Below are 22190 nucleotides of genomic sequence, written 5' to 3' on the forward strand. Positions count from 1 at the left end.
TATGAAAGTGCTTATAGTATCTGGAGGGACAGCACCTTCAAGAGAACTTATTCAGGAGCAAATCAAAGATAATTCACTGATAGTTTGTGCAGATGGTGGAGGGAATTGTCTTTATAATTATAAAATTATACCACAATATCTTGTAGGAGATTTTGACTCTATAGATAGGGAAGCATTAATGTTTTTTAGAAATAAAAACTGTAAAATAGAAAAATATCCCAAGGATAAAAATTTTACAGATACTGAAATTGCTTTAAATAAGGCTGTAGATTTAAAAGCAGATGAAATAGTATTTACTGGCTGTACGGGAAGCAGATTAGATCATGTTTTTGCTAATTTAGGATTACTTCTAAAATGTAATTATTTAAATGTTAAAGGGTATATAAAAGACGAAAATAATGTTATTGAATTACTTTATGGCTCCAAAAGAATAAAAGGACATAAAAGGGAGACTTTTTCTCTTCATGCATATTGTGATTGTGTTAGAAATTTAAGTATAATAGGAGCAAAATATAAACTAGACAATTATAATTTATATATGGGGGATGGCAGGACAGTGTCCAATGAGTTTTTAGATAATGATGTAAATATAACATTTGATACAGGAAAATTACTCTTAGTGAGAGCTAGAGATTAATTTTAAATAAAATAAAATATACAATTTTAAATTATTGGTAACATATAAAGGTGAACTGCATATAATATTATAAAGCAATTTGTGGGGATAATAACGTGAAAAGAAGAATTAAGAAAAAAGTAGGATTGGTAGCTGTATGTATAGGTGCTGGGTTTTTAATGACAGTTATTATCCCTATATGGGGCTGGATAATAGCTGCAGGAGCCGGATTAATTTATTGTGGATGGTACTTGATAGAATGTCATAAATAAGGAGGTAGTTTAATGAAAATTATTGCATTTAAGCTTCCCGGTGCTCTATCTGCAATTATAAGATTCTTTACCAAAAAAAAAAATAATATGGAATAAAACAAAAATGCAATTGTTTATAACAACTGCATTTTTGTTTTTTATATAGCACGCTGAACCTTTCCAGAACGAAGGCATCTTGCACAAACATGTATAGTTTTTGGTGTTCCCTTAACTATAGCTTTGATCTTTCTTATATTTGGAGACCAGGTTCTTTTAGATTGACGATGTGAATGGCTGTATTGCACACCAAATACAACACCTTTTCCGCATATCTCACATTTCTTGGACATTTGAAAACACCTCCTTAACAGTCTCTTAATTTAAACACAAATCATTTTACCACACAATGTATAATATATGCAAGTAAATATATAATTTTCTTCAATAAAGGCAGGGGGGTTACCAAGATACCAAAAATTCCAATATAGTAATAATAACAGCAAGAGCTGCACAAAGTAAAGGGCAAAACAGACTTGAACTAATTGATAAGAATTATGTTATATTTAAATCCATAATATTTGAGATTGTAAAATATAGTCCCAATTCTATACTTTTAATTGTGTGGAACCCTGTAGATATACTCACATATATAACTTATAAACTTTCAGGATTTCCTCTAAATAGAATAATAGGTTCGGGAACGGTTCTTGATACCTCACGGTTAAAATATATAATAAGTAATGAACTTCAGGTAGATATTAGAGATGTGCATGGTTATGTAATGGGTGAACATGGAGATTCAGAAATAGCTGCATGGAGTTTGGCTTCAGTTAGTGGTATACTTTTAAAGGAATATTACCGACTTAACAAGAAGGATTTTACTAAAGAGTGTGAAGAAAAAATACTAAACTCGGTGAGAAATGCTGCCTATGATGTAATAAATAAAAAGGGAGCTACTTATTATGCTATTGCACTTTCTGTAAAGAGAATTGTAAAATCACTGTTTAGAGATGAAAATTCCATATTGACAGTATCTACTCTCTTAGATGGAGAATATGGGATTGAAGGAGTGTTTATGGGAGTTTCATGTATTATTGGTGCTTCCGGGGTAGAAAAAGTACTACAAATTCCTTTAGACAAAGATGAATCTGAAGCTCTAAAAAATTCTGCAGAAGTGTTAAAAAAGACTATAGCGCATTTCAATATTTAATTCATTCTAGCTGCTAGTTAGTAATATATACTAATTAGCAGCTTTCCTAAATTTTACTTAAAACTATTGAGGTTGAATAAATACATTGTTTAATATAAAATATGTTTATGGTATTATAGGAATGTAAGGAGGTTTTTATATGATAGGTAGTATTGTTGGAGAAAATGGCTATACTGATTATTCAGAAGAGGTAGTTGCCAACATAGTAGGATTGTCAACTATGGAATGTTATGGAGTAGTAGGTATGGCTTCCAAGAATGCAAAAGATGGTCTTTGGGAACTAATAAAGGGCGAAAATTTAAGCAGAGGAGTAAAAATTCGTTCTAAGAATAATGAATTAATGATAGAACTTTATATAATATTAGAATATGGAACAAAAATATCTGTAATTGCAAATAATATAATACAGAGGGTAAAATATAATGTAGAAAACTACACGGGACTGAAGGTTTCAACTATTACTGTAAATGTTCAGGGTGTTAGAGTCTAGGGAGGTAATTCGTAAAAATGGAATACTTAAGTATAGATGGACAGTGTTTTTACAATATGATTGTAAACGCCAGTAACAAACTAGAAGAGCAAAAAGATTTTGTGAATTCCCTAAATGTATTTCCTGTACCAGATGGAGATACGGGAACTAATATGGCTATGACCCTTAAAAATGCTGTAATAGAAATATCAAATATAAAAGTTAAATCTATAGATACTGTATCTATAGATTTGGCTAAAGGAGCTCTTATGGGAGCAAGAGGAAACTCAGGAGTAATACTTTCACAGATATTTAGAGGTATATCCAAGGGACTTCAGGGAAAAAGTCAGGTGAATTCATCAGAATTTGCATTAGCTTTAGAAGAAGGTGCAAAAGCTGCCTATAAGGCCGTTATGCGTCCAACAGAAGGAACTATACTGACCATTATAAGAGGAGCAGGGGAAAGCGCTATAAAATCTAAAAAGGAAGATATAACTGAACTCTTGCAGGAAGTATGTGGTTATAGTAAGAGGATATTGGATAGAACTCCTGATATGCTTCCTGTACTTAAAAAGGCGGGAGTGGTAGATGCCGGGGGCATGGGACTTTTGATTATATTTCAGGGAATGTACGAAGCCTTAAAAGAAGATATAAAGGAAGTATATTTAAAGGAGGCTGAAGATATAGCAACTAAATCTTCAGCCAAAAGTGTGGAATCAGAAGAAATAAAATATGGATATTGTACAGAATTTCTTATTCATCTTAAAAATCCAAATATAGATGATTTTAAAAACAAACTGCAAATTTTAGGAGATTCCATAGTAGTGGTAGAGGATGGAGACGTTTTAAAAGTTCATGTTCACAGCAATGATCCTGGTGCAATATTATCTGAAGCAGTTAGGCTTGGAGAGCTATCAAAGATAAAAGTTGATAATATGAGACAGCAGCATAGGAATATTTTAAGCGTAAAGGATGAAGAGGCTTTGCTTCAGTATGTGGATAATGGGACTCAGGGGGAAGGATATGTTGCAAAAGAGGATAGCGAAAAAAAAGAATATGCTTTTGTTACAGTAGCAGCAGGAGAAGGTATTAAAAGAATATTTCAGGATTTAGGGGTGGACTATGTTATAGAGGGTGGTCAGACTATGAATCCAAGTACAGAGGATATATTGAATTGTATAAATAAATTGAATGCAGAAAATATATTTGTACTTCCTAATAATAAAAATATAATTATGGCTGCAAATCAGGCTGCAGAATTTTCAGATAAAGTAGTAAAAGTAATACCTACTAAAACCATACCACAGGGAATAACTGCAGTAACAGTTTTTAATGCTGAAGAGAAACTAGAGAAAAATATAAATGCTATGGAAAGGGCTATAAGTACTGTAACTACAGGCTCTGTAACTTATGCAGTAAGAGATACTGAAATAGATGGAAAAGATGTAAGAGAAGGGGATATACTGGGGCTTATAGAAGGCAGGATAGAGAAGGTTGGAAAAGATATATTTGAAGTATGTGATGAAGTTATAAGTCATATGATAAAAGAAAATAGTGAACTTATAAGTATATATTATGGCAATGATTGTAATGGAGATGATGTAAATTCTCTTTTAGAAAAACTTGAAGATAGATATGGTGATATAGATATACAATGTTATAGTGGAGGGCAGCCATTATATTATTTTATACTTTCTGTTGAATAAAAAAAGCCAGCGGGGGCTTTTTTTATTTTTGTAAATTATTTTTGCTTTTAGTTGAAAAAGAAAAGAATTTTATTATAGAATATATTAGAGGTGGGTAAATTATATGGATATATATGATGATATTAAATCTATAAAAGGAGTGGGAGCTGTAACTGCCCGAAATTTAAATAATTGTTGTATATTCAACATATTGGACCTGCTATTATATTTTCCAAGGGATTATGAAATTATCTCAAGCTGTGGCAATTTAAATAAAGCTGGAACTGGAAAAGTTATAATGGACTGCAGAGTAAAATCTATAGGAAAAGATATAAGGACTAAGAATAAAAAGATACTTTCTACGGTTGTATTTGAAAATGAAAGTGGAATTTTTCAAGGCAAGTGGTTTAATCAGCCTTACATGAAAAACAAATTTAAAATAAATGAAGTTTATAGGATAATGGGAAAGGTTGAAAGATTCAATGGGAGTATTTCTATTATGAATCCCACCTTGGCAAATAACGGAACAAAGGGTAAAAAGGAAGATAAGATAATACCAATATATCCCTTGAAAGCGGGTATTACAAATAATACTCTTATAAAGATTATATCTAAAGTAATTTGTCAGGTGGACATAGAAGAAAATCTACCTCTTTCCATGATCAAAAAATATAAATTTTGTGATTTAAATAAGGCTATAAGAAAAATACATATGCCAGGCAATATAGAAGAATTGGAGGAAGCAAGGAGAAGACTTAAATTTCAAGAGTTGTTTTCCTATTCCTTGAAAATTTTAATGTTAAAAAATTATCATAGTAAGAATAAAAAGGGTATAGCCTTTAAAATAGCTGCAGAATTAAAAGAGTTAAAAAGAAAAATACCCTATGAACTTACTAAATCTCAGAATAAGGTTATAAGAGAGATATTATTAGATGAAAAGAGAGAGTTGCCTATGAACCGTCTGCTGCAGGGAGATGTGGGTAGTGGAAAAACAATAGTAGCTATTATAGCTATTTTTAATGTAGTGAAAAATGGATATCAGGCAGTTTTTATGGCACCCACGGAAATACTGGCGAATCAGCATTATGGGGAGTGCAAAATGCTTTTACAGGATTGGGGAGTAAATATACAGTTACTTTGCGGCAGTGTTACTGAAAAAAATAAGAAGATATTAAAAGAAGATTTAAAATGTGGGAAAATAGATATTATAATAGGAACTCATGCACTTATAGAAGATGATGTAGAATTTAAAAATATAGGGATGGTGGTTACGGATGAACAACATAGATTTGGAGTGGCCCAAAGAAGCAAACTTATAAATAAAGGTAAGCGTGTGGATACATTAGTCATGACTGCAACACCTATTCCGAGAACTTTAAGTTTATGTTTGTATGGAGATTTAAATATATCTACCATAGATGAGCTCCCTCCTGGAAGAAAAAAAATACATACTTATTATACAGATAAAAATTCAAGGGATAGGGTGTATAAATTTGCATTGGAAGAGATAAAAAAAGGCAGACAAGTATATATAGTATGCCCTTTAGTAGAGGAAAATAGCAATTTGAATCTAAGTTCTGTAAAAGAAATTTATGATGAATTAAAAGAAAAATATTTTAAAGATCTAGAGATAGGTATACTATATGGAAAGATGTCCTCTAGAGACAAAGAAGAGACTATGAATAAGTTTAAGGAAGGGAAAATAAAGGCTATCATATCTACAACCGTTATAGAAGTGGGCGTTAATGTACCAAATGCTGCAGTTATGGTAATAGAAAATGCAGAGAGGTTTGGATTGGCACAGCTTCATCAGCTGAGAGGAAGAGTTGGAAGGGGAGAATATAAATCCTATTGTATTTTAATTGCAGATATTAAAAATGATTTTATAAGGAGAAGAATGGAAATAATGAAAAGCAGCAGTGATGGATTTTTCATTGCAGAGGAAGATTTAAAAATAAGAGGCTCAGGAGAAATATTTGGCTTTAAGCAGCATGGAGAAAGTGAATTGATTTTTTCAAATTTGTCACAAGATATACATATATTTAAACTGGCCAATCTAGAGGCAAAAAGGTTTCTTGAAAGCAAGGGAAGTGAAAATGAAAAAATCACAAAGGAGGTTATGGATAAGTTACAGAAAACCTTTAAAATTATAAGTTTTAATTAGTTTTAGAATTTAATAGGAACATTTACCATTAAATTGTCCACTTCCACAAGTAGTGGCAGTTTAGTGTAGAAGGGTAAGTATAATTCTTGAAATGATTTTGAATAATGAAAATATATATGTTAAAATATTATAGAAAAATATAGGAGGTAAGAAAGAGAATTATGAGAATAATTGGAGGTCTTGCAAGAGGAAGAAAACTAATGTCGCCTAAAGGATATAATACTACAAGACCTACTTTAGACAGGGTAAAGGAAGCTATGTTTAACATAATACAAGATAAAACTTATGGTTCCTGTGTGTTGGATGTATTTGCTGGTACTGGGAGTTTGGGACTTGAAGCTGCAAGCAGAGGAGCTAAAAAATGTCTATTGGTTGATAAGGATAAAGATACGTTTTCCTTTTTAAAACAAAATGTGGAAAATTTAGGTTTTAATAAAGTTTGTAATGCTCTAAATAAGGATTCTTATGAATTTCTTAAACAAATTGAAGAACAAACATATATGTTCAATATAATATTTGTTGATCCACCCTATAAGAAAAATATGATTCCGCCGGTTATAGAAATAATAGACAGTAAAAAATTACTGTGTGAAGATGGAATTATAATTACTAAGATTGATACCGGCGAGGATATATATGAGGGGAGCAGTAATATAATTTTAACGGATCATAGAAAGTATGGAAATACAACAGTGTGTTTTTATAAATACAAGGAGGACTAATTATTATGATTAAGGCAATATATCCTGGAAGTTTTGATCCTATAACCAATGGCCATTTAGATATAATAGATAGGGCATCTAAAGTATTTGATGAATTAATAGTAGGAGTGCTTGTAAACCCTGATAAAAAAGGATTGTTTACCGTTGAAGAAAGGGTAGAACTTATAAAAAGAGTGGTGAAAGAAATACCCAATGTAAAGGTTGAGAGTTTTAGTGGACTTTTGATAGATTTCATGAAAGAGAAACAAATTCAAGTTATAATAAAAGGATTGAGGGCCGTATCAGATTTTGAATATGAATGTCAGATGTCTCTTATGAATAAAAAACTTGATCCTAATATAGATACGGTTTTCATGATGGCTAGTGCTATGAATTCCTTTTTGAGTTCATCTTCTGTAAAACAGGTGGCTATGTTTGGGGGATGTATAGAAGGATTGGTTCCCCAGAAAGTAATTAGTGATATTATTAAAAAATTTGATAGAGCTTATAAAAAATGTTGATATGCCTTAGGGGGAAAGAATATGGATGTCATCAAATTATTGGAATATCTTCAAGAAATTATAGATACTTCTGCTAAAGTTCCTTTAAGTAAAAAAGTTATGGTAAATAAAAGTGAAATACTGGAAATATTAGATCGAATAATCAACTGTATTCCAAGTGAATTAAAAAAAGCACAGTGGATAATAGAAGAAAAAGAAAGGATTTTAACTGAAGCTGTACAAGAAGCAGATGATATAAAGAAACAAAATTTAAGTTTATTGAGACGTCAAATAGAAAATCATGATATTACAAAAGAGGCTAACATAAGAGCTGAGGAGATTATTTCATCTGCACAGAAAAATGCTAGGGCAATAAGAATAGGTGCGAGGGATTATGCAGATGAAATGCTGAACCAGTTAGATAGTGAAATATCACGTCAGGGCAGTGAAATGGTGACAAGCTTAAAGTTAGAACTTCAAGAATTTTTAGATGGCTTAGAAGGTAGTATAAATTTGAACACTGAATCTATAAAAGATAATATAAAACAGTTAAGAGACATGAAATAATTGCTTTAACTTAAATAACAACCAGGGTACTATTAGTAAAAGTAACGTAAGTATGAGTACATTACTTAAGTTTTCTGCAATTTTATAATTAGGTAAAAAAGTTTGTGTAGACAATTTGCGAAAGGATAAATTATAAAGTAGAAAACTTAAAGTAGAGCAAATAGTTCCCTGAACTATTTTACCAATTATGTATTTTTTTATAGATATTTTAAATTTATAGGTAAAAGAATAAACTTGAAATATAATACAAATACCGCTGAAGGTAAACAAAAAACTTATAATTATAAGTTTTAAAGTAGTAGAAGCAGTGGAAGATGATATAAGATTGCACCCATTTGTCATTTCTATTATACCAAGTAGGGTACCTTCTACTATATCTCTAGAAAGTCCTAGTATGTTTGATATTTCATATACCAGGGAATGAAATATCAAGTTATGTTTTAAGATATTATCAATTACAGAAAATATAATTACAAATCCGCCTATGGATATACAAGTTGTTATAGAATTTTCTATGCTTTTTTTGAGAGATGTTCCTATGTTTTTATGAATATAGTTATGAGCTTTATTTATATTTTGGTTTTTGTAGATTTTTCCTGCAGGTAGTAAAAGCCCCATGACAATACAGGACAGAAAATTAGATAATAGTAATATGTAGCCTATAAAGGAATTCTTAAGCATTGATATTCCAACAGAACCTAATATAAATATAGGGCTTGCATTAGAGGCTATATTTAAAAGCCTTTCACAGGTAAAAGAATCTATTATCTTCTTTTCATATAGTTCACAGGAGTATTTAGCACCTAAAGGATAACCACAGAGTATGCTTATTATTACCACAAAACTGCAGCTTACAGGGAGTTTAAGTGGTTTGCACAAGATTTTTCCTATTAATTTGGAATATATGTTTATTCCATCGTAATACAGGATTATATTACAAACAACCAAAAAGGAAAACAAAGACGGAAATACCTTGTAAAAAAATAAGGAACTTCCCATGAGTACACCATCTATACATATTTTTGGAGCCATTATAATTTGTACTATCAGGATTGAACAAATTATAGTTATAATTAAATTTGTATTTTTAAATAAAATATATAAAAGAACTATTATTGTACACATTAAAAAATAAAGTAAAAATTCCAAAGTCTATCGCCTGCCTTCTAAATATAAAAAATTTAATAGGTAATATATGATCTAGTAAATTATATTTATAAAATAGGCTACTTATTCTAAAATTTAGCTATTATAAGTGGACTTGAAATATAATCCTGATTAAAAGCTATGTTTTTATTCAAAAGACTATACCCTTTTGTAGCCATGAGATCTAATTTTAATAGTTCATCTGTGTTTTTTGGAAGCTTTGTATATACGGGAATGGAGGAATTTTCTTTTATTTCTCTTAATATTTTCATACCAATAGTATTAAATCCTAGAACTCTTGCATAAGGACAGCTATTTTTTCTCAAAATTTTTGTATTTAAGTTCTCAAATCCCAAGAAGAATTGACATAGAATCCTGCTTATACGACTATAGGCATATCTTTTAGTTTTAATACTATTTATAACTTCCTCATAGGAGAAAGAATTTTTTAGAGCATTTTCTATTCTGTTTTCCAGTCCCTCAGATACATCAGGTAAATATTTTATATTTTTTCCGTAGAATAAATTTTTATATTTTAAATAGGGTAATAGGGAATCTTCAAAAGTAAATTTATAATTGGAGTTACTTAAATCCTTTAACATACATAGTATATTATAGGGCAACACTTTCTCTAGTTCTTCCACAGAATTACCTTCTTTTAAAAAATGACGGATAGAGGCAGCACTTGAGAAATTATGATTTACATATATACTATTATGGGAATTTCCTATTCTCTTTATAGCTATAGGAGTAATTGTACTTTTAAGTTTTGCAAGGCTTTTGCAGTATTCTATTGCTAGTATGTTGTTGGGCGAATGAAGTAGTTTTGCTATGCTGTTATTTTTAAGGGCATGTTTGTTATAAAGAAATTCTTCCAGGGCATTCCCACGGGCAGAAGCATAAGACATGCCCCTGTGCAATTTTTCTTTTAGCCTTGATTTTAATTCTTCTGGTTCTTCACATAAAATTTCGCCTATAAAATTCAGCAGTTTAATATCTTCACATTCACTGCCAAAGCATAAATTTTTTACTACCCCCAGATTTTCTAAAAGGCTTACAGCTCCGTGAGCAAAAAATTCTGCAGAGGATAAGCTGTATAAAGCTGGGAGTTCCAGCACTAAATCCACTCCATTTGAAAGGGCCATCTTGGTTTTATTCCATTTATCTATTATAGAAGGGGTTCCTCTTTGCACAAAATTTCCACTTATTATGGCAACAATGCCCTCACATTCTGTTATAGATTTTGTCTTTTCAATATGGTATTTATGTCCATTGTGAAAAGGATTATATTCTGCTATTATAGCGGTTATTTTCATTTATTAAAGTTCCTTTCTCTGGTAGTTGTACTAATATTATATCAATAAAAGTATGTTTATTATAAATATTTCCTGTGAAATATTAAAAAAATAATTATAAAATATTAAAATTAAATGATTTTCCATTGAAAAATATAGGTAAAAAGGATTATAGTATAAGTGTATGGTTTTAATTATATTAATTTTAAATTTGAAAGGAGAATAAAATATGAAATTAATGGAAAAAATCTTCGATTTAGCCAAGGCAAACAAGAAAAAAATTGTTTTGGCAGAGGGAGAAGAAGAAAGAAACATCAGAGCTTGCGAGGAAATAATAAAAAGTGGTATTGCAGACATAATTTTAGTAGGAAGTGAAAGTGTAATAAAGGGAAATGCAGCTAAATTTGGAGTTAACTTGGCTGGAGCAGAAATAGTAGATCCTGAAACTTCAAGTAAAACAGCAGTTTATGCCAATGCCTTTTATGAAATGAGAAAGAATAAAGGGGTTACACCGGAAAAAGCAGATAAAATAGTAAGAGATCCTATATATTTTGCAACAATGATGGTGAAACTGGAAGATGCAGATGGCTTAGTTTCAGGTGCTATACATACAACAGGAGATCTTTTAAGGCCTGGCCTTCAGATAGTAAAGACAGTTCCAGGTGCTTCCGTAGTTTCCAGTGTATTTTTGATGAGTGTACCAGATTGTGAATATGGAGAAGATGGATTCTTGTTATTTGCTGATTGTGCTGTAAATGTATGTCCTACTGCTGAAGAATTATCTTCAATTGCAATAACTACAGCAGAAACTGCAAAAAGCTTATGTAAAATGGAACCAAGAGTTGCCATGCTTTCATTCTCCACTATGGGAAGTGCTAGCCATGAATTGGTAGACAAAGTTACAAAAGCAACAAAACTTGCTAAAGAAGCTAGACCTGATTTGGACATAGATGGAGAACTTCAATTAGATGCATCTATAGTAAAAAAAGTTGCTGATTTAAAAGCACCTAATAGTAAAGTTGCAGGAAAGGCCAATGTACTCATATTCCCTGATATACAAGCAGGAAATATAGGATACAAATTAGTTCAAAGATTTGCAAAAGCTGAAGCTATAGGACCTATATGCCAGGGATTTGCAAAACCTATAAATGATTTATCAAGAGGTTGCAGTGTTGATGATATAGTAAAAGTAGTTGCTGTAACTGCAGTTCAAGCACAGGCACAGGGCTAGAATTTATATATAGAATTATTGTGAAAAATTAATTATTTTAAGAAGAATAAGCTGTCACTTTGTGGTATAATAAAATTCGACAAAGGATAGCTTATATAAAAAAAATTGTAAAGACAAGACATAGGTATATGAAAAAAATAAATTACATATTTTGTTAAAATGGAAATGCAGAGTATTTAAAGCTGGAACTTTTAAATAGTTTGCGTTTATATATTGTATAGATTCTATAAATTTTGTTACAATATTAGATAATGAAAGCAAGTTTTATATGCTAAAGTTATATAAATAATAAATAGTTGTATAATTTATCATTTATGGTTAAAATAATATTAGTATATATTTTACATATTAGCATTTAGTATTTTTAAATTATTTGTAATTTTATATTACAGAAAATAAATCAATTGTGGTATTAAATTTTTGACGTAGATATCGCTTTCACTTTACTTAAACTTTTACAAGTAAGTAATGTTTTAATGATGTTGCAGGGATTTTTATTAGGTTAAAATACACAGAAAAAATTAAGAGTTATGTATATAGGTAAGTTATAATTTTATAGTAATAAATGTTATAAACTCTATGTCTATATAAAGTAGATTAGTAATATTATAAGTTTATTTAATAAATAAAACTTTGTTCTGGTATTATTATATGACTGATAGATGGATATTATTAATATATTTATTTATTGGTGTGAAAAACAGTTGTTTTAGTTATGTTTTATTTAGAAGGCTGCAATTAGGTAGTACTCCTATTTTTTCAAAAATAGAGATATTCCTGGATAAAGTTCTTCAAAAGTCAGATGGAGAAAAATATTTTTTTATAGTGAAATTTTAACCGAGTCTTTAAGTAACTTGGTAAAAACTTATGCATGATAAAATTTTGAATAAACTTGAGTTTTTAAACAAGCATTATTGAAGTGTTTTAATAGATTTAAACCTAATGTGAGAACAAGGATTTTTAAATAACTATAAACTTTAATATAGAGGTATTATAACAAAATATAAAGATTAATTTTATTAGGAGGAAAATGTATATGAAAATATTGGTAGTAAATTGTGGAAGCTCATCTTTAAAATATCAATTAATAGATATGGAAGATGAAAAAGTTTTAGCAAAGGGCCTTGTAGAGAGGATAGGAATAGAGGGGTCTGTTTTGACTCATAAAGTAAATGGAGAAAAACATGTGGTAAGTGAACCTATAAAAGATCATAAGGTAGCCGTGAAGTTGGTATTGGATGCTCTTGTAGACAAAAAGCACGGTGTAATAAAGGATATGTCTGAGATATCTGCTGTAGGTCATAGGGTTGTTCATGGAGGCGAACAATATTCAGATGCAGTTATAATCGATGACAAGGTTATGGAATCTTTAAAAGATTGTGTTAAATTAGCACCACTTCACAATCCACCTAATATAATAGGAATAAATGCTTGTAAGGCAATAATGCCTGATGCTCCTATGGCAGCAGTATTTGATACAGCTTTTCATCATACTATGCCAAAATATGCATATATTTATCCACTACCTTATGAGTTGTATGAAAGATATGGAATCAGAAAATATGGATTTCATGGAACTTCCCATAGGTTTGTATCAGAAGAAGCAGCCAGACTTATGGGAAAGGACATATCAGAATTGAAAATAATAACTTGTCACTTAGGAAATGGAGCTAGTATTTGTGCTGTAGATAAAGGAAAGTCAATAGATACAAATATGGGATTTACCCCACTTGCAGGTTTAGCTATGGGTACTAGGTGTGGTGACATAGATCCAGCTATAATACCATTTCTAATAAATGAAATAGGTATGTCTATAGATGAGATAAGCAATATAATGAACAATGAATCAGGTATACTTGGAATGTCAGGAATAAGCAGTGATTTTAGAGATGTAGAAGAAATTGCAAGTTTTAAGCATGATAGAAGAGCACAACTTGCGTTAGATGTATTCTATTATAGGGTAAAATCTTTTATAGGCTCTTATGTAGCTGTTTTAGATGGAGTAGATGCTATAGTATTTACAGCAGGTGTGGGTGAAAATTCATCTATTGGCAGAGCTGAAATATGTTCAGGACTTACCTATCTTGGAATTAAAATAGATGAGGAGAAAAATAATATAAGAGGAAAGGCTACGGAAATAACCACTGCAAATTCAAAGACAAAGGTATTTGTAATTCCTACTAATGAGGAGCTTGTAATAGCTAGAGATACAAAATTCTTGGTTGAAAAGAAAATTTCTTCAAAATCCAAATAATAAATATAATAAGTTTTTAAGGCCATTTAAAGGTAATAACAGAGTGAATATTCATTTATTCTGTTATTATCCATATTATAATAATAACTTGACTTTTTAGGGTTACCTTTATATAATAGGTTGTGGCTAATGTATAGAGGTGAGTATTATGGAGTTAAATATATCAGAATTATTAAAAGAAAAAAAAGCTGAAAAAAAACTCGATCTTATAATACAAGAAGATGGGCTTTATGATGGAATGGAATATATTAAATTATTACAGCCCATAAGATTTGTTGGGATTTTAAGTAAGGTAGAAAATGATTTTACATTAAAGGGGAAAATTCAAGGCGTATTGGAACTTATTTGTTCAAGATGTATTGAAAAATTTTCCTATGGATTGGATACTACCATTGTTGAAAAATTTACAACTGTCTATAAAGAAAAGGAAGATGATGAAACTATATTTATAGAGGATAATGTTATAGATATCTCCGAAATAATACAAAATAATATTATATTGAGTCTTCCTATAAAAAGGCTTTGTAAACATGATTGTAAAGGGTTATGTCAGCAATGCGGCACTAATTTAAATAAGTTCAAATGCCAGTGTAAAAGCCATGATATTGATCTAAGATTAGCAAAGCTAAAGGATATGTTCTTCACTGATTAAGGAGGTGTTTACTGTGGGAAATCCAGCCAGAAAATTCTCAAGAGCAAGAAGAGACTCAAGAAGGGCACAAACTTTTAAGTTAAGTGCACCGCAGTTAGTTGAGTGTCCTCAGTGTCATGAAATGAAACTTGCCCATAGAGTGTGCAAGATTTGTGGATATTATAAAGGTAAAGAAGTTGTTTTGACTGAAAATTAGTAAAACTGCTAATAAATCTTACATAAGAATCCCATCCTGTTGTTTTATTTTATTTATAATTTATTGTGATAAAACAATTTGATGGGTTTTTTATGGTTTAACTTGTTTCAAGTAAAAGTATCTTATGGTATAATGTTAATATTTAATTTTAGTCCCAAGTAATATGTGAAAATTAAATTGTGTATATCACTAATATTTAAGGATGTGAAATAAGATTATGATAATTGCTGTGGATGGCATGGGAGGAGATTTTGCACCTTATGCAATAATAGAAGGTACAGTTGAGGCAGTTAAGGAACAGGATATAAATGTAATTATAACGGGAAAAAAAGAACTTATTGAATCAGAATTAAAAAAATATGAATATGATAAAGAAAAAATACGTATTTTAGATAGTAGGGAAGTTATAAATACTTTAGAATCTCCAGTAATGGCAGTCAGGAGAAAGAAAGATTCTAGTTTGGTAAAGGCTCTTCAACTTGTAAAAGAGGGAAAGGCAGATGCAGCAATATCTGCAGGAAGTACTGGAGCTCTTATGGCTGGTGCAACTTTAATTGTGGGAAGAATTAAAGGAATAGAAAGAATTGCACTGGCACCTATGGTACCAGGGAAAAATGGAGCATTTATGATTATAGATACAGGAGCTAATGTGGATTGCAAACCTCATTATCTCATGCAATTTTCACTTATGGGAAAAGTATATTTTGAAAATGTACTTAAGATAAAAAACCCTTCAATAGGCCTTGTGAATATAGGAACAGAAGAAGAAAAGGGTAATGAATTAACCAAGAATACCTACAAGATTTTAAAGGATATGGATTTTAATTTTGTAGGGAATGTGGAACCTAGAGAGGCTACCAATGGAGATGTAAACATATTAGTTTGTGATGGATTTGTGGGAAATACAATTTTAAAAACCTATGAGGGAGTATCTTTAAATTTAATTAATATGATAAAAGAAGAAATTATGAAATCAACTACAAGCAAGTTGGCAGGTATTTTTTTAAAACCTGTTTTTAAGAAGATAAAGAGAAAGTTAGATTATTCAGAATATGGAGGATCTGCTTTTTTAGGCTGCAGTGGAATATGTGTAAAGGCACATGGAAACTCTAATGGAAAGGCCTTTAAAAATGCAATAAAACAGGCGGCAATATGTTATAATAATAAGGTTATAGATGAAATAAAGTTTCAGATAGAAAAAATGTGTATTGCAGAAAAATAGTATTATAATAAAAATAATTATAAATATAAATATAATAAAATATATTGGAATAGAATAATTAGTACAGTTATTTGGTAATGGTTATTGTTGACGGTATATAAGTTATATAATATTATTTATGTATAAAAATTTTTTGGAGGTAAAATTATGATTTTTGAAAAAATACAGAAAATAATATCCGAGCAGTTGGGTATAGATTCAGAGGAAATAAAGTTAGAATCATCTTTTATTGACGATTTAGGTGCCGATTCACTTGATATAGTTGAATTGATAATGGCTGTAGAAACAGAGTTTGATTTGGAAATACCTGATGAAGAGGCGGAAAAGGTAAAGGTAGTAGGAGATGTAGTTGATTACATAAAAGCTCATACTGAAGAGTAGCATCAGAAAAAAGAGTCCCGTTTCAGACGGGACTTTAAATTTAAAATTTTCTAAAGTGAAGGTATGATTTATTAAAAATAAAAGTAAATTTATTCTTGAATTTGTTTATTAATCTGTTATGAGGGTTTTCAACAAACTGAAGAATATATTTCGAGGGAGAAATATAAAATGGAAAAAGCAAATTTTTTTAAAGAAGTAGAAAATACATTGAATATTTACTTTAATGATAAAGAGTTAATAGATATTGCATTGACACATAGTTCCTATGCCAATGGAAAAAAAGGAGTGAAATTCAATGAGAGGCTAGAATTTCTGGGGGATTCTGTACTTCAACTTTGTATATCTGAATATTTATTTTTAATTTATAAGAGTAAATCAGAAGGGGAACTTACCAAAAAGAGGGCACTGATAGTTTGTGAAAATTCTCTATATGAAGTAGCTAAAAAATGGGGTATAGGTAGATACATAAAGATGAGTAAAGGAGAAGAAATTACAGGAGGAAGAGAAAGAACTTCAATACTTGCAAATTGTGTTGAGGCTATTATTGCAGCTATTTATATAGATTGTGGATATGAGAAAGCAAAACATTTTATAATAGATAATTTTAAAGATATTATAGAAAAAGCTATAAAAAATGAGATAGTATTGGATTATAAGACTAATCTTCAGGAAGTTGTACAGCAGGATGGAGATATAACCATAGAGTATATACTTATAAAATATGAAGGCCCTCCCCATAGGCGAAAATTTTACACTAAAGTTTATGTAGACAACAATGAAATGGGAAGCGGTGTAGGATATACTAAAAAGGAATCTGAACAAAATGCGGCCCAGGATGCTTTAAAAAAGTTGAATAGCAAAAGGAGTTATAATAAAGGAGGAATAAATACAAATGGGAAATAAACATTATATAATACCTATATTTGTTCCTCATGAAGGGTGCCCTCATAATTGTATTTTTTGTGATCAAAAGGTAATTACTGGCAATGAAGAAAAAGTGGATGTCGATTTTGTAAAGAGAACTATAGAAGATCATCTAAAAACCATAAAAAGGAGTACTTCTGGGGTGGAAGTATCTTTTTTTGGAGGAACTTTTACTGCCATACCAATAGACAAACAGAGAGAATTATTAAGGGTAGCTAAAGATTATAAAGATAGAGGGTATATAGATTATATTCGGCTGTCTACAAGACCAGATTATATTGATAGTTATATACTTAACAACTTAAGAGAATATTCTGTAGATATAATAGAACTTGGTGTGCAATCATTAGATAGAGAGGTACTTCTTAAATCTGGAAGAGGACATTCTAGTGAAGAGGTAAAATATGCATCTTACCTTGTAAAAAAATATGGGTTTGTACTTGGACATCAAATTATGGTAGGATTACCCTGTGATACTTTTGAAAAAGACATGGAAACAGTGAGAAATTCAATAAGTATGAAGCCAGACATATACAGGATATACCCTGCTTTGGTGATAAAGGGAACTGTCATGGAAAATATGTATAAAAAGAAAGAATATAAACCTTATGAACTTTCGGCAGCGGTGGAGATATGCAAAATCTTATATTGTATTTTAAGGGCAAATAAAGTAAAGGTAATAAGAATGGGGCTCCAGCCTACAGAAAATATAACTCCAGGTAAGGATGTAGTAGCAGGTCCTTTTCATCCTGCCTTTAGAGAACTTGTAGAAGGCAGAATTTATAACCATATCTTAAAAAAAAATATACCTTTATCTTATAAAGGAGAAATAACTGTCAACATAAATGAAAAAGACCTTTCAAAACTTTATGCAAATAAAAAGGAATATTTTAATCTTGTGAAAGAAAGTTTTTTTTATTGTCCTATAAAAGTTGTACAAGATTCTTCTATAGGTAGGGAAGCTTTGAATATAGTGGGGGAGAATTTTAATAAATATGTGCAACTGGATGATTATATAATGAGTAATTATAAAAATTTTTAAAAGGAGATAAGTATCATGAAAAAAAATACTAGAGATAGGATGTTAAAGGTAATAATAGTTTTAGTGGTATTTATGTTTGTAATTGGATTACTTCCAGCGTTTTTTTAACAGATAAGGAGTGACTCTTCTATGTTTTTGAAAACTATTGAGATAAAAGGATTCAAGTCTTTTGCAGATAGAACTGAGTTAATATTTACAGGAGGAATTACAGCTATAGTAGGTCCAAATGGTAGTGGAAAAAGCAATATCTCAGATGCAGTCAGATGGGTACTTGGAGAACAGAGTGTAAAAACTTTAAGAGGAGGGAAAATGGAAGATGTTATCTTTTCAGGTACACAATTTAGAAAACCATTAGGTTTATGCCAGGTTTCTCTCACTCTTGACAATGAAGATAGAAAGGTTCCCCTTGAATATTCTAATATAACTGTTTCCAGGAGATTGTATAGGTCTGGAGAAAGTGAATATTACATAAATAATGTGCAATGCAGACTTAGAGATATCCACGAACTTTTTATGGATACAGGCATAGGAAGAGAAGGATATTCCATAATAGGTCAGGGAAGAATAGATGCTCTGCTAAGTGGAAAACAGGAGGACAGAAGACTTCTTCTGGAGGAAGCTGCAGGCATTGTGAAATTTAGGTGGAGGAGATCAGAGGCAGAAAAAAAGCTGGAGAATACAGAAGCAAATTTAGTAAGAATAGAGGATATCTTACAGACTTATGAGGAAAGGCTGAAGCCTCTTGAACTAGAAAATAAGAAAGCTGATGAATTTTTAAGGTTATCTGAAGAGTTGAAATATAAGGAGAAAACAGTGCTCATGTATTCTCTAAAAAAAGTCCATCATAAAACAGATAAATTGGAAAGTTCTATAAGTGACATAGAAAGTAATAATAGAAAATTATATTTAGAACTTACAAAATTGAAACAAGAGATAGATGAATATAATATAGAAATGACAAATATTATGGATGAAGGCATAAAATATGAAAAGGCCTATTATGATAAAAGAGAGTTAGTCAATCAGGGAGAAAGTAAGATAAAACTTTTAAAACAAAAAACGGAAAATTTAGAAAATGATATAAAAAGAAATTGTTTGGAATTAAAACAAATAGAAAATGATAAGAATAAAAAATCAGGAGAGATGACATATCAGAATCAAAATATATTGGAATTAAAAAATCAGGAAAGAGAACTGACAGGTAGCATATTAGATTATGAAAATAATATAAAAAAAATTGAGAAAGATATTTATCACAGAGAAGGCATATGTAAGAAATTAAAAGAAGATAAAATACAGTATTTTACTAATATTTCTGCAATTAAGAATTCTATTATTTCAATTAAAAAAGATGGGGAAAATATTATAGAAAATATCATTAAATTAAAAAATTCTTATGAAAGTTATGGTGGTGATATTACCATAAAATCCGAGGAAAAAAACAGGGTACTTGATAGAATATGTAGTATTAACGAAAATATATCCCTTTATGAAAATAAGATTGATGAAAACAAGGGGACAATTTCAAAATTGAATAATATGTTGGAGGTTAAGGAGAATGCCTTGCAGAAATTAAATGCTCTGCACAATACATTAGAAGCAAATTATAAAATGCTTGTGAATTTTAATAAGCATTATGAAGGGTATAATAAAACTGTAAAAATGCTTATGGAAGATATAAGCAAACAAAGGCTTAATGTACCAAAACAAAGTTGTTTTTTGGTGGGGGAAGTAATAAGTCTGGAAAAAAAATTTGAGACTTGTATAGAGATTTCACTTGGAAATAGTATATCCAGTATAATAACCAAAGATGAAATTATAGCTAAAACTATTATAAAATATCTTAAAGACAATAGATTAGGTAGAGCTACCTTTTTACCTATTTCCATAATTAAAGGGAGAAAAATTTCAGATTTACATAGATTTAAGAATATAAAAGGCTTTATTGGAATTGCCAGTGAATTAGTAAGCTATGATAAGCAATTTAAAGATGTTTTGGATTATATATTGGGAAGGACAATAATTAGTGAAACTATAGAGGATGCTTTTAAAATAGCCAAATTATCAGACTATAGTTTTAAAATAGTTACTTTATTCGGTGATATAGTGAATTTGGGAGGGGCAATTACTGGAGGAAGTTTTCAAAAGAGAAACAATAACATAATAGGTAGAAAAAGGGAGTTAGAGGAAACCCTGGTTAAAATAGAAAATACAAAAAAAGATTTAAAAATTTTAAATGAAAGTATAAAAGAATTTAAAATTGATAAGGAAAGATGTTATAGTGAAAATGAAGATTTCAAGGAAAGGGTACATTTAGAGAATATAGAAATTACTAAATTACATCAACAAGTTCATGTTTTGGAGAGAGAAATTGAAAAGTTAGAATCAAGCAAAGAAGCAGCTAATGAAGAAATAAAAGTACTTTATAAAAATAAGGACATTAACTTAAACAAGTTGCAGCAGGAAGAGAAAAACTTAAAAGAATATTCTAAAGAAGAAATTAAAAATGATGATTATATATTAAAAATGGAAGAGAAGTTGGAGCAGGATAGAAAGTATATTGCAAATTTAAAAGAAAGTCTTACCAGTTTAAAAGTTAAAAAAGCTAAAATTAGTGAAAATATCTTAAACGGTGAAAGAGAATTATCAAGATTGGAACAGGAAATAAAATTTATAGATATTAAAAATCAGTCTATAGGAGAAGAAATCAATCTATCTAAAGAAGCTATAGGTAAAAATAAGACTTGTATATATTCAAATGAAGGAGAGGTAAAAGATCTGAAGCAGTATATGCTGAAATTACAGGAGAGAATGGAAGAAAGTCATGTAAAAACTGTGGAATTAAAGCAAAAAATAAGCAGCAGCAGTGATAAAATGAATACTTTAACACTTGTAATAAACAAAAAAGAAACCTCTCTTCATAAAATGCAGATTGAACTTGCAAGATTGAACTCTGAAAAAGATAATATATACTCAAGATTGAAAGAAGATATGGATACTATAGGTGATGAGGATATAAATTATGATGTCCAAATAGAAAACTTAGAGGAATATAAAAGTGAAATAGTTCATTTGAAAAATAATATTTCTAACCTTGGAATGGTAAATCTAGGAGCAATAGAAGAATATAAGAATTTACAGGAAAGAATAAATTTTTTAAGTTCCCAAAAAGAAGATTTAATAAAATCAAAGGAGGAATTGAAAAGAGTAATAGATGCAATGACAGGCAAAATGAAAGACATATTTAAAGAAAATTTTATTAAGTTAAGGGAAAGTTTCAACCATACCTTTAGAGAATTATTTAAAGGAGGAGCTGCAGATTTGGTTCTCACTAAAGGAGATGAACTCACTGGAAACATAGATATAACAGTGCAGCCTCCAGGTAAAAAACTTCAAAATATAAATCTTATGTCTGGAGGAGAAAAGGGATTATCTGCCATAGCTCTTTTGTTTGCTATGCTGAAGATTAAGCCTACTCCTTTTTGTATATTAGATGAGATAGAAGCATCTTTAGATGATGCCAATGTATTGAGATATGCAGAATTTCTCAGGAAGTTTTCAAAAGATACACAATTTATTGTAATAACTCATAGAAAAGGGACCATGGAGGTCAGTGATATTTTATATGGAGTTACCATGGAGGAAAAAGGAGTTTCAAAAATAATCTCACTAAAATTATAATAT

General features: G+C 30.0%; 21 protein-coding genes and 1 pseudogene. 19 read left to right on the plus strand and 3 right to left on the minus strand.

The window, feature by feature from the left end:
* Window position 1: 1 nt before the first annotated feature.
* Window positions 2-637 (plus strand): thiamine diphosphokinase, encoded by a 636-nt coding sequence (locus V7Q02_RS01085; protein WP_333859112.1) that lies wholly within the window; start codon window positions 2-4, stop codon window positions 635-637.
* 95 nt (window positions 638-732) lie between these two features.
* Window positions 733-888: a hypothetical protein gene (locus V7Q02_RS01090; protein WP_333859113.1), complete on the plus strand. Its 156-nt coding sequence runs from the start codon at window positions 733-735 to the stop codon at window positions 886-888.
* A 137-nt stretch (window positions 889-1025) separates the two neighbouring features.
* On the opposite strand, the gene rpmB is transcribed toward V7Q02_RS01090, so the two are convergent.
* The gene (gene rpmB / locus V7Q02_RS01095) at window positions 1026-1217 is read right to left on the minus strand and encodes a 50S ribosomal protein L28 (protein WP_333859114.1); all 192 of its coding nucleotides are present in this window, start codon (window positions 1215-1217) and stop codon (window positions 1026-1028) included.
* Between the two features lie 113 nt (window positions 1218-1330).
* On the opposite strand from rpmB, the pseudogene V7Q02_RS01100 reads away from it, so the two are divergent.
* The 7 genes and pseudogenes from V7Q02_RS01100 to V7Q02_RS01130 form a co-directional block, all read left to right on the plus strand.
* A pseudogene (locus V7Q02_RS01100) lies at window positions 1331-2077 on the plus strand (L-lactate dehydrogenase); the annotation flags it as partial.
* 139 nt (window positions 2078-2216) lie between these two features.
* Complete coding sequence (locus V7Q02_RS01105) at window positions 2217-2567, plus strand: Asp23/Gls24 family envelope stress response protein (protein ID WP_333859115.1); 351 nt, start codon at window positions 2217-2219, stop codon at window positions 2565-2567.
* Between the two features lie 17 nt (window positions 2568-2584).
* Entirely contained in the window at window positions 2585-4252 is a 1668-nt protein-coding gene (locus tag V7Q02_RS01110; protein WP_333859116.1) for a DAK2 domain-containing protein, read from the plus strand.
* A gap of 103 nt (window positions 4253-4355) precedes the next feature.
* Complete coding sequence (gene recG / locus V7Q02_RS01115; RefSeq protein ID WP_333859118.1) at window positions 4356-6395, plus strand: ATP-dependent DNA helicase RecG; 2040 nt, start codon at window positions 4356-4358, stop codon at window positions 6393-6395.
* Between the two features lie 161 nt (window positions 6396-6556).
* The gene (gene rsmD / locus V7Q02_RS01120) at window positions 6557-7117 is read left to right on the plus strand and encodes a 16S rRNA (guanine(966)-N(2))-methyltransferase RsmD (RefSeq protein ID WP_333859120.1); all 561 of its coding nucleotides are present in this window, start codon (window positions 6557-6559) and stop codon (window positions 7115-7117) included.
* A 5-nt stretch (window positions 7118-7122) separates the two neighbouring features.
* Window positions 7123-7617: a pantetheine-phosphate adenylyltransferase gene (coaD, locus tag V7Q02_RS01125; RefSeq protein WP_333859121.1), complete on the plus strand. Its 495-nt coding sequence runs from the start codon at window positions 7123-7125 to the stop codon at window positions 7615-7617.
* Window positions 7618-7638: 21 nt separating this feature from the next.
* Window positions 7639-8163: an ATPase gene (locus V7Q02_RS01130; protein ID WP_333859122.1), complete on the plus strand. Its 525-nt coding sequence runs from the start codon at window positions 7639-7641 to the stop codon at window positions 8161-8163.
* Here V7Q02_RS01130 and ylbJ read toward each other — a convergent pair.
* Together ylbJ and V7Q02_RS01140 are read right to left on the minus strand one after the other, a co-directional pair.
* On the minus strand, window positions 8146-9312 hold the full coding sequence (gene ylbJ, locus V7Q02_RS01135) for a sporulation integral membrane protein YlbJ (RefSeq protein WP_442882152.1): 1167 nt from the start codon (window positions 9310-9312) through the stop codon (window positions 8146-8148). The two genes, V7Q02_RS01130 and ylbJ, sit on opposite strands and share 18 nt — an antisense overlap.
* An 86-nt stretch (window positions 9313-9398) precedes the next feature.
* On the minus strand, window positions 9399-10625 hold the full coding sequence (locus V7Q02_RS01140) for a nucleotidyltransferase (RefSeq protein WP_333859124.1): 1227 nt from the start codon (window positions 10623-10625) through the stop codon (window positions 9399-9401).
* Window positions 10626-10833: 208 nt separating this feature from the next.
* On the opposite strand from V7Q02_RS01140, the gene pta reads away from it, so the two are divergent.
* The 10 genes from pta (at window position 10834) to smc (ending at window position 22187) form a co-directional block, all read left to right on the plus strand.
* Entirely contained in the window at window positions 10834-11835 is a 1002-nt protein-coding gene (gene pta, locus V7Q02_RS01145) for a phosphate acetyltransferase (RefSeq protein WP_333859125.1), read from the plus strand.
* A gap of 1036 nt (window positions 11836-12871) precedes the next feature.
* Window positions 12872-14089, plus strand: a complete 1218-nt coding sequence (locus V7Q02_RS01150) for an acetate kinase (protein ID WP_333859126.1) — start codon at window positions 12872-12874, stop codon at window positions 14087-14089.
* A gap of 148 nt (window positions 14090-14237) precedes the next feature.
* The gene (locus tag V7Q02_RS01155; RefSeq protein WP_333859127.1) at window positions 14238-14741 is read left to right on the plus strand and encodes a YceD family protein; all 504 of its coding nucleotides are present in this window, start codon (window positions 14238-14240) and stop codon (window positions 14739-14741) included.
* A 13-nt stretch (window positions 14742-14754) separates the two neighbouring features.
* Window positions 14755-14937, plus strand: a complete 183-nt coding sequence (rpmF, locus tag V7Q02_RS01160) for a 50S ribosomal protein L32 (RefSeq protein ID WP_012101782.1) — start codon at window positions 14755-14757, stop codon at window positions 14935-14937.
* A gap of 217 nt (window positions 14938-15154) precedes the next feature.
* A complete protein-coding gene (gene plsX, locus V7Q02_RS01165) occupies window positions 15155-16159 on the plus strand; it encodes a phosphate acyltransferase PlsX (protein ID WP_333859128.1) in 1005 nt (334 codons plus the stop codon).
* A gap of 147 nt (window positions 16160-16306) precedes the next feature.
* Complete coding sequence (gene acpP, locus V7Q02_RS01170; RefSeq protein WP_333859129.1) at window positions 16307-16540, plus strand: acyl carrier protein; 234 nt, start codon at window positions 16307-16309, stop codon at window positions 16538-16540.
* A gap of 168 nt (window positions 16541-16708) precedes the next feature.
* Window positions 16709-17443 carry a ribonuclease III gene (gene rnc, locus V7Q02_RS01175; RefSeq protein WP_333859130.1) on the plus strand — a complete coding sequence of 245 codons (735 nt, stop codon included), beginning with the start codon at window positions 16709-16711 and terminating at the stop codon, window positions 17441-17443.
* Complete coding sequence (locus V7Q02_RS01180) at window positions 17433-18506, plus strand: elongator complex protein 3 (RefSeq protein ID WP_333859131.1); 1074 nt, start codon at window positions 17433-17435, stop codon at window positions 18504-18506. The genes rnc and V7Q02_RS01180 overlap by 11 nt, the downstream gene beginning before the upstream one ends.
* A 15-nt stretch (window positions 18507-18521) precedes the next feature.
* Entirely contained in the window at window positions 18522-18614 is a 93-nt protein-coding gene (locus tag V7Q02_RS01185) for a DUF4044 domain-containing protein (protein WP_333859132.1), read from the plus strand.
* A gap of 21 nt (window positions 18615-18635) precedes the next feature.
* Window positions 18636-22187, plus strand: coding sequence for a chromosome segregation protein SMC (gene smc / locus V7Q02_RS01190; RefSeq protein WP_333859133.1), 3552 nt, complete (start codon window positions 18636-18638; stop codon window positions 22185-22187).
* The last annotated feature ends 3 nt before the right edge of the window (window positions 22188-22190 follow it).

The sequence above is a fragment of the Clostridium sp. genome, from assembly GCF_036781005.1.
Lineage (GTDB): Bacteria > Bacillota > Clostridia > Clostridiales > Clostridiaceae > Clostridium_B.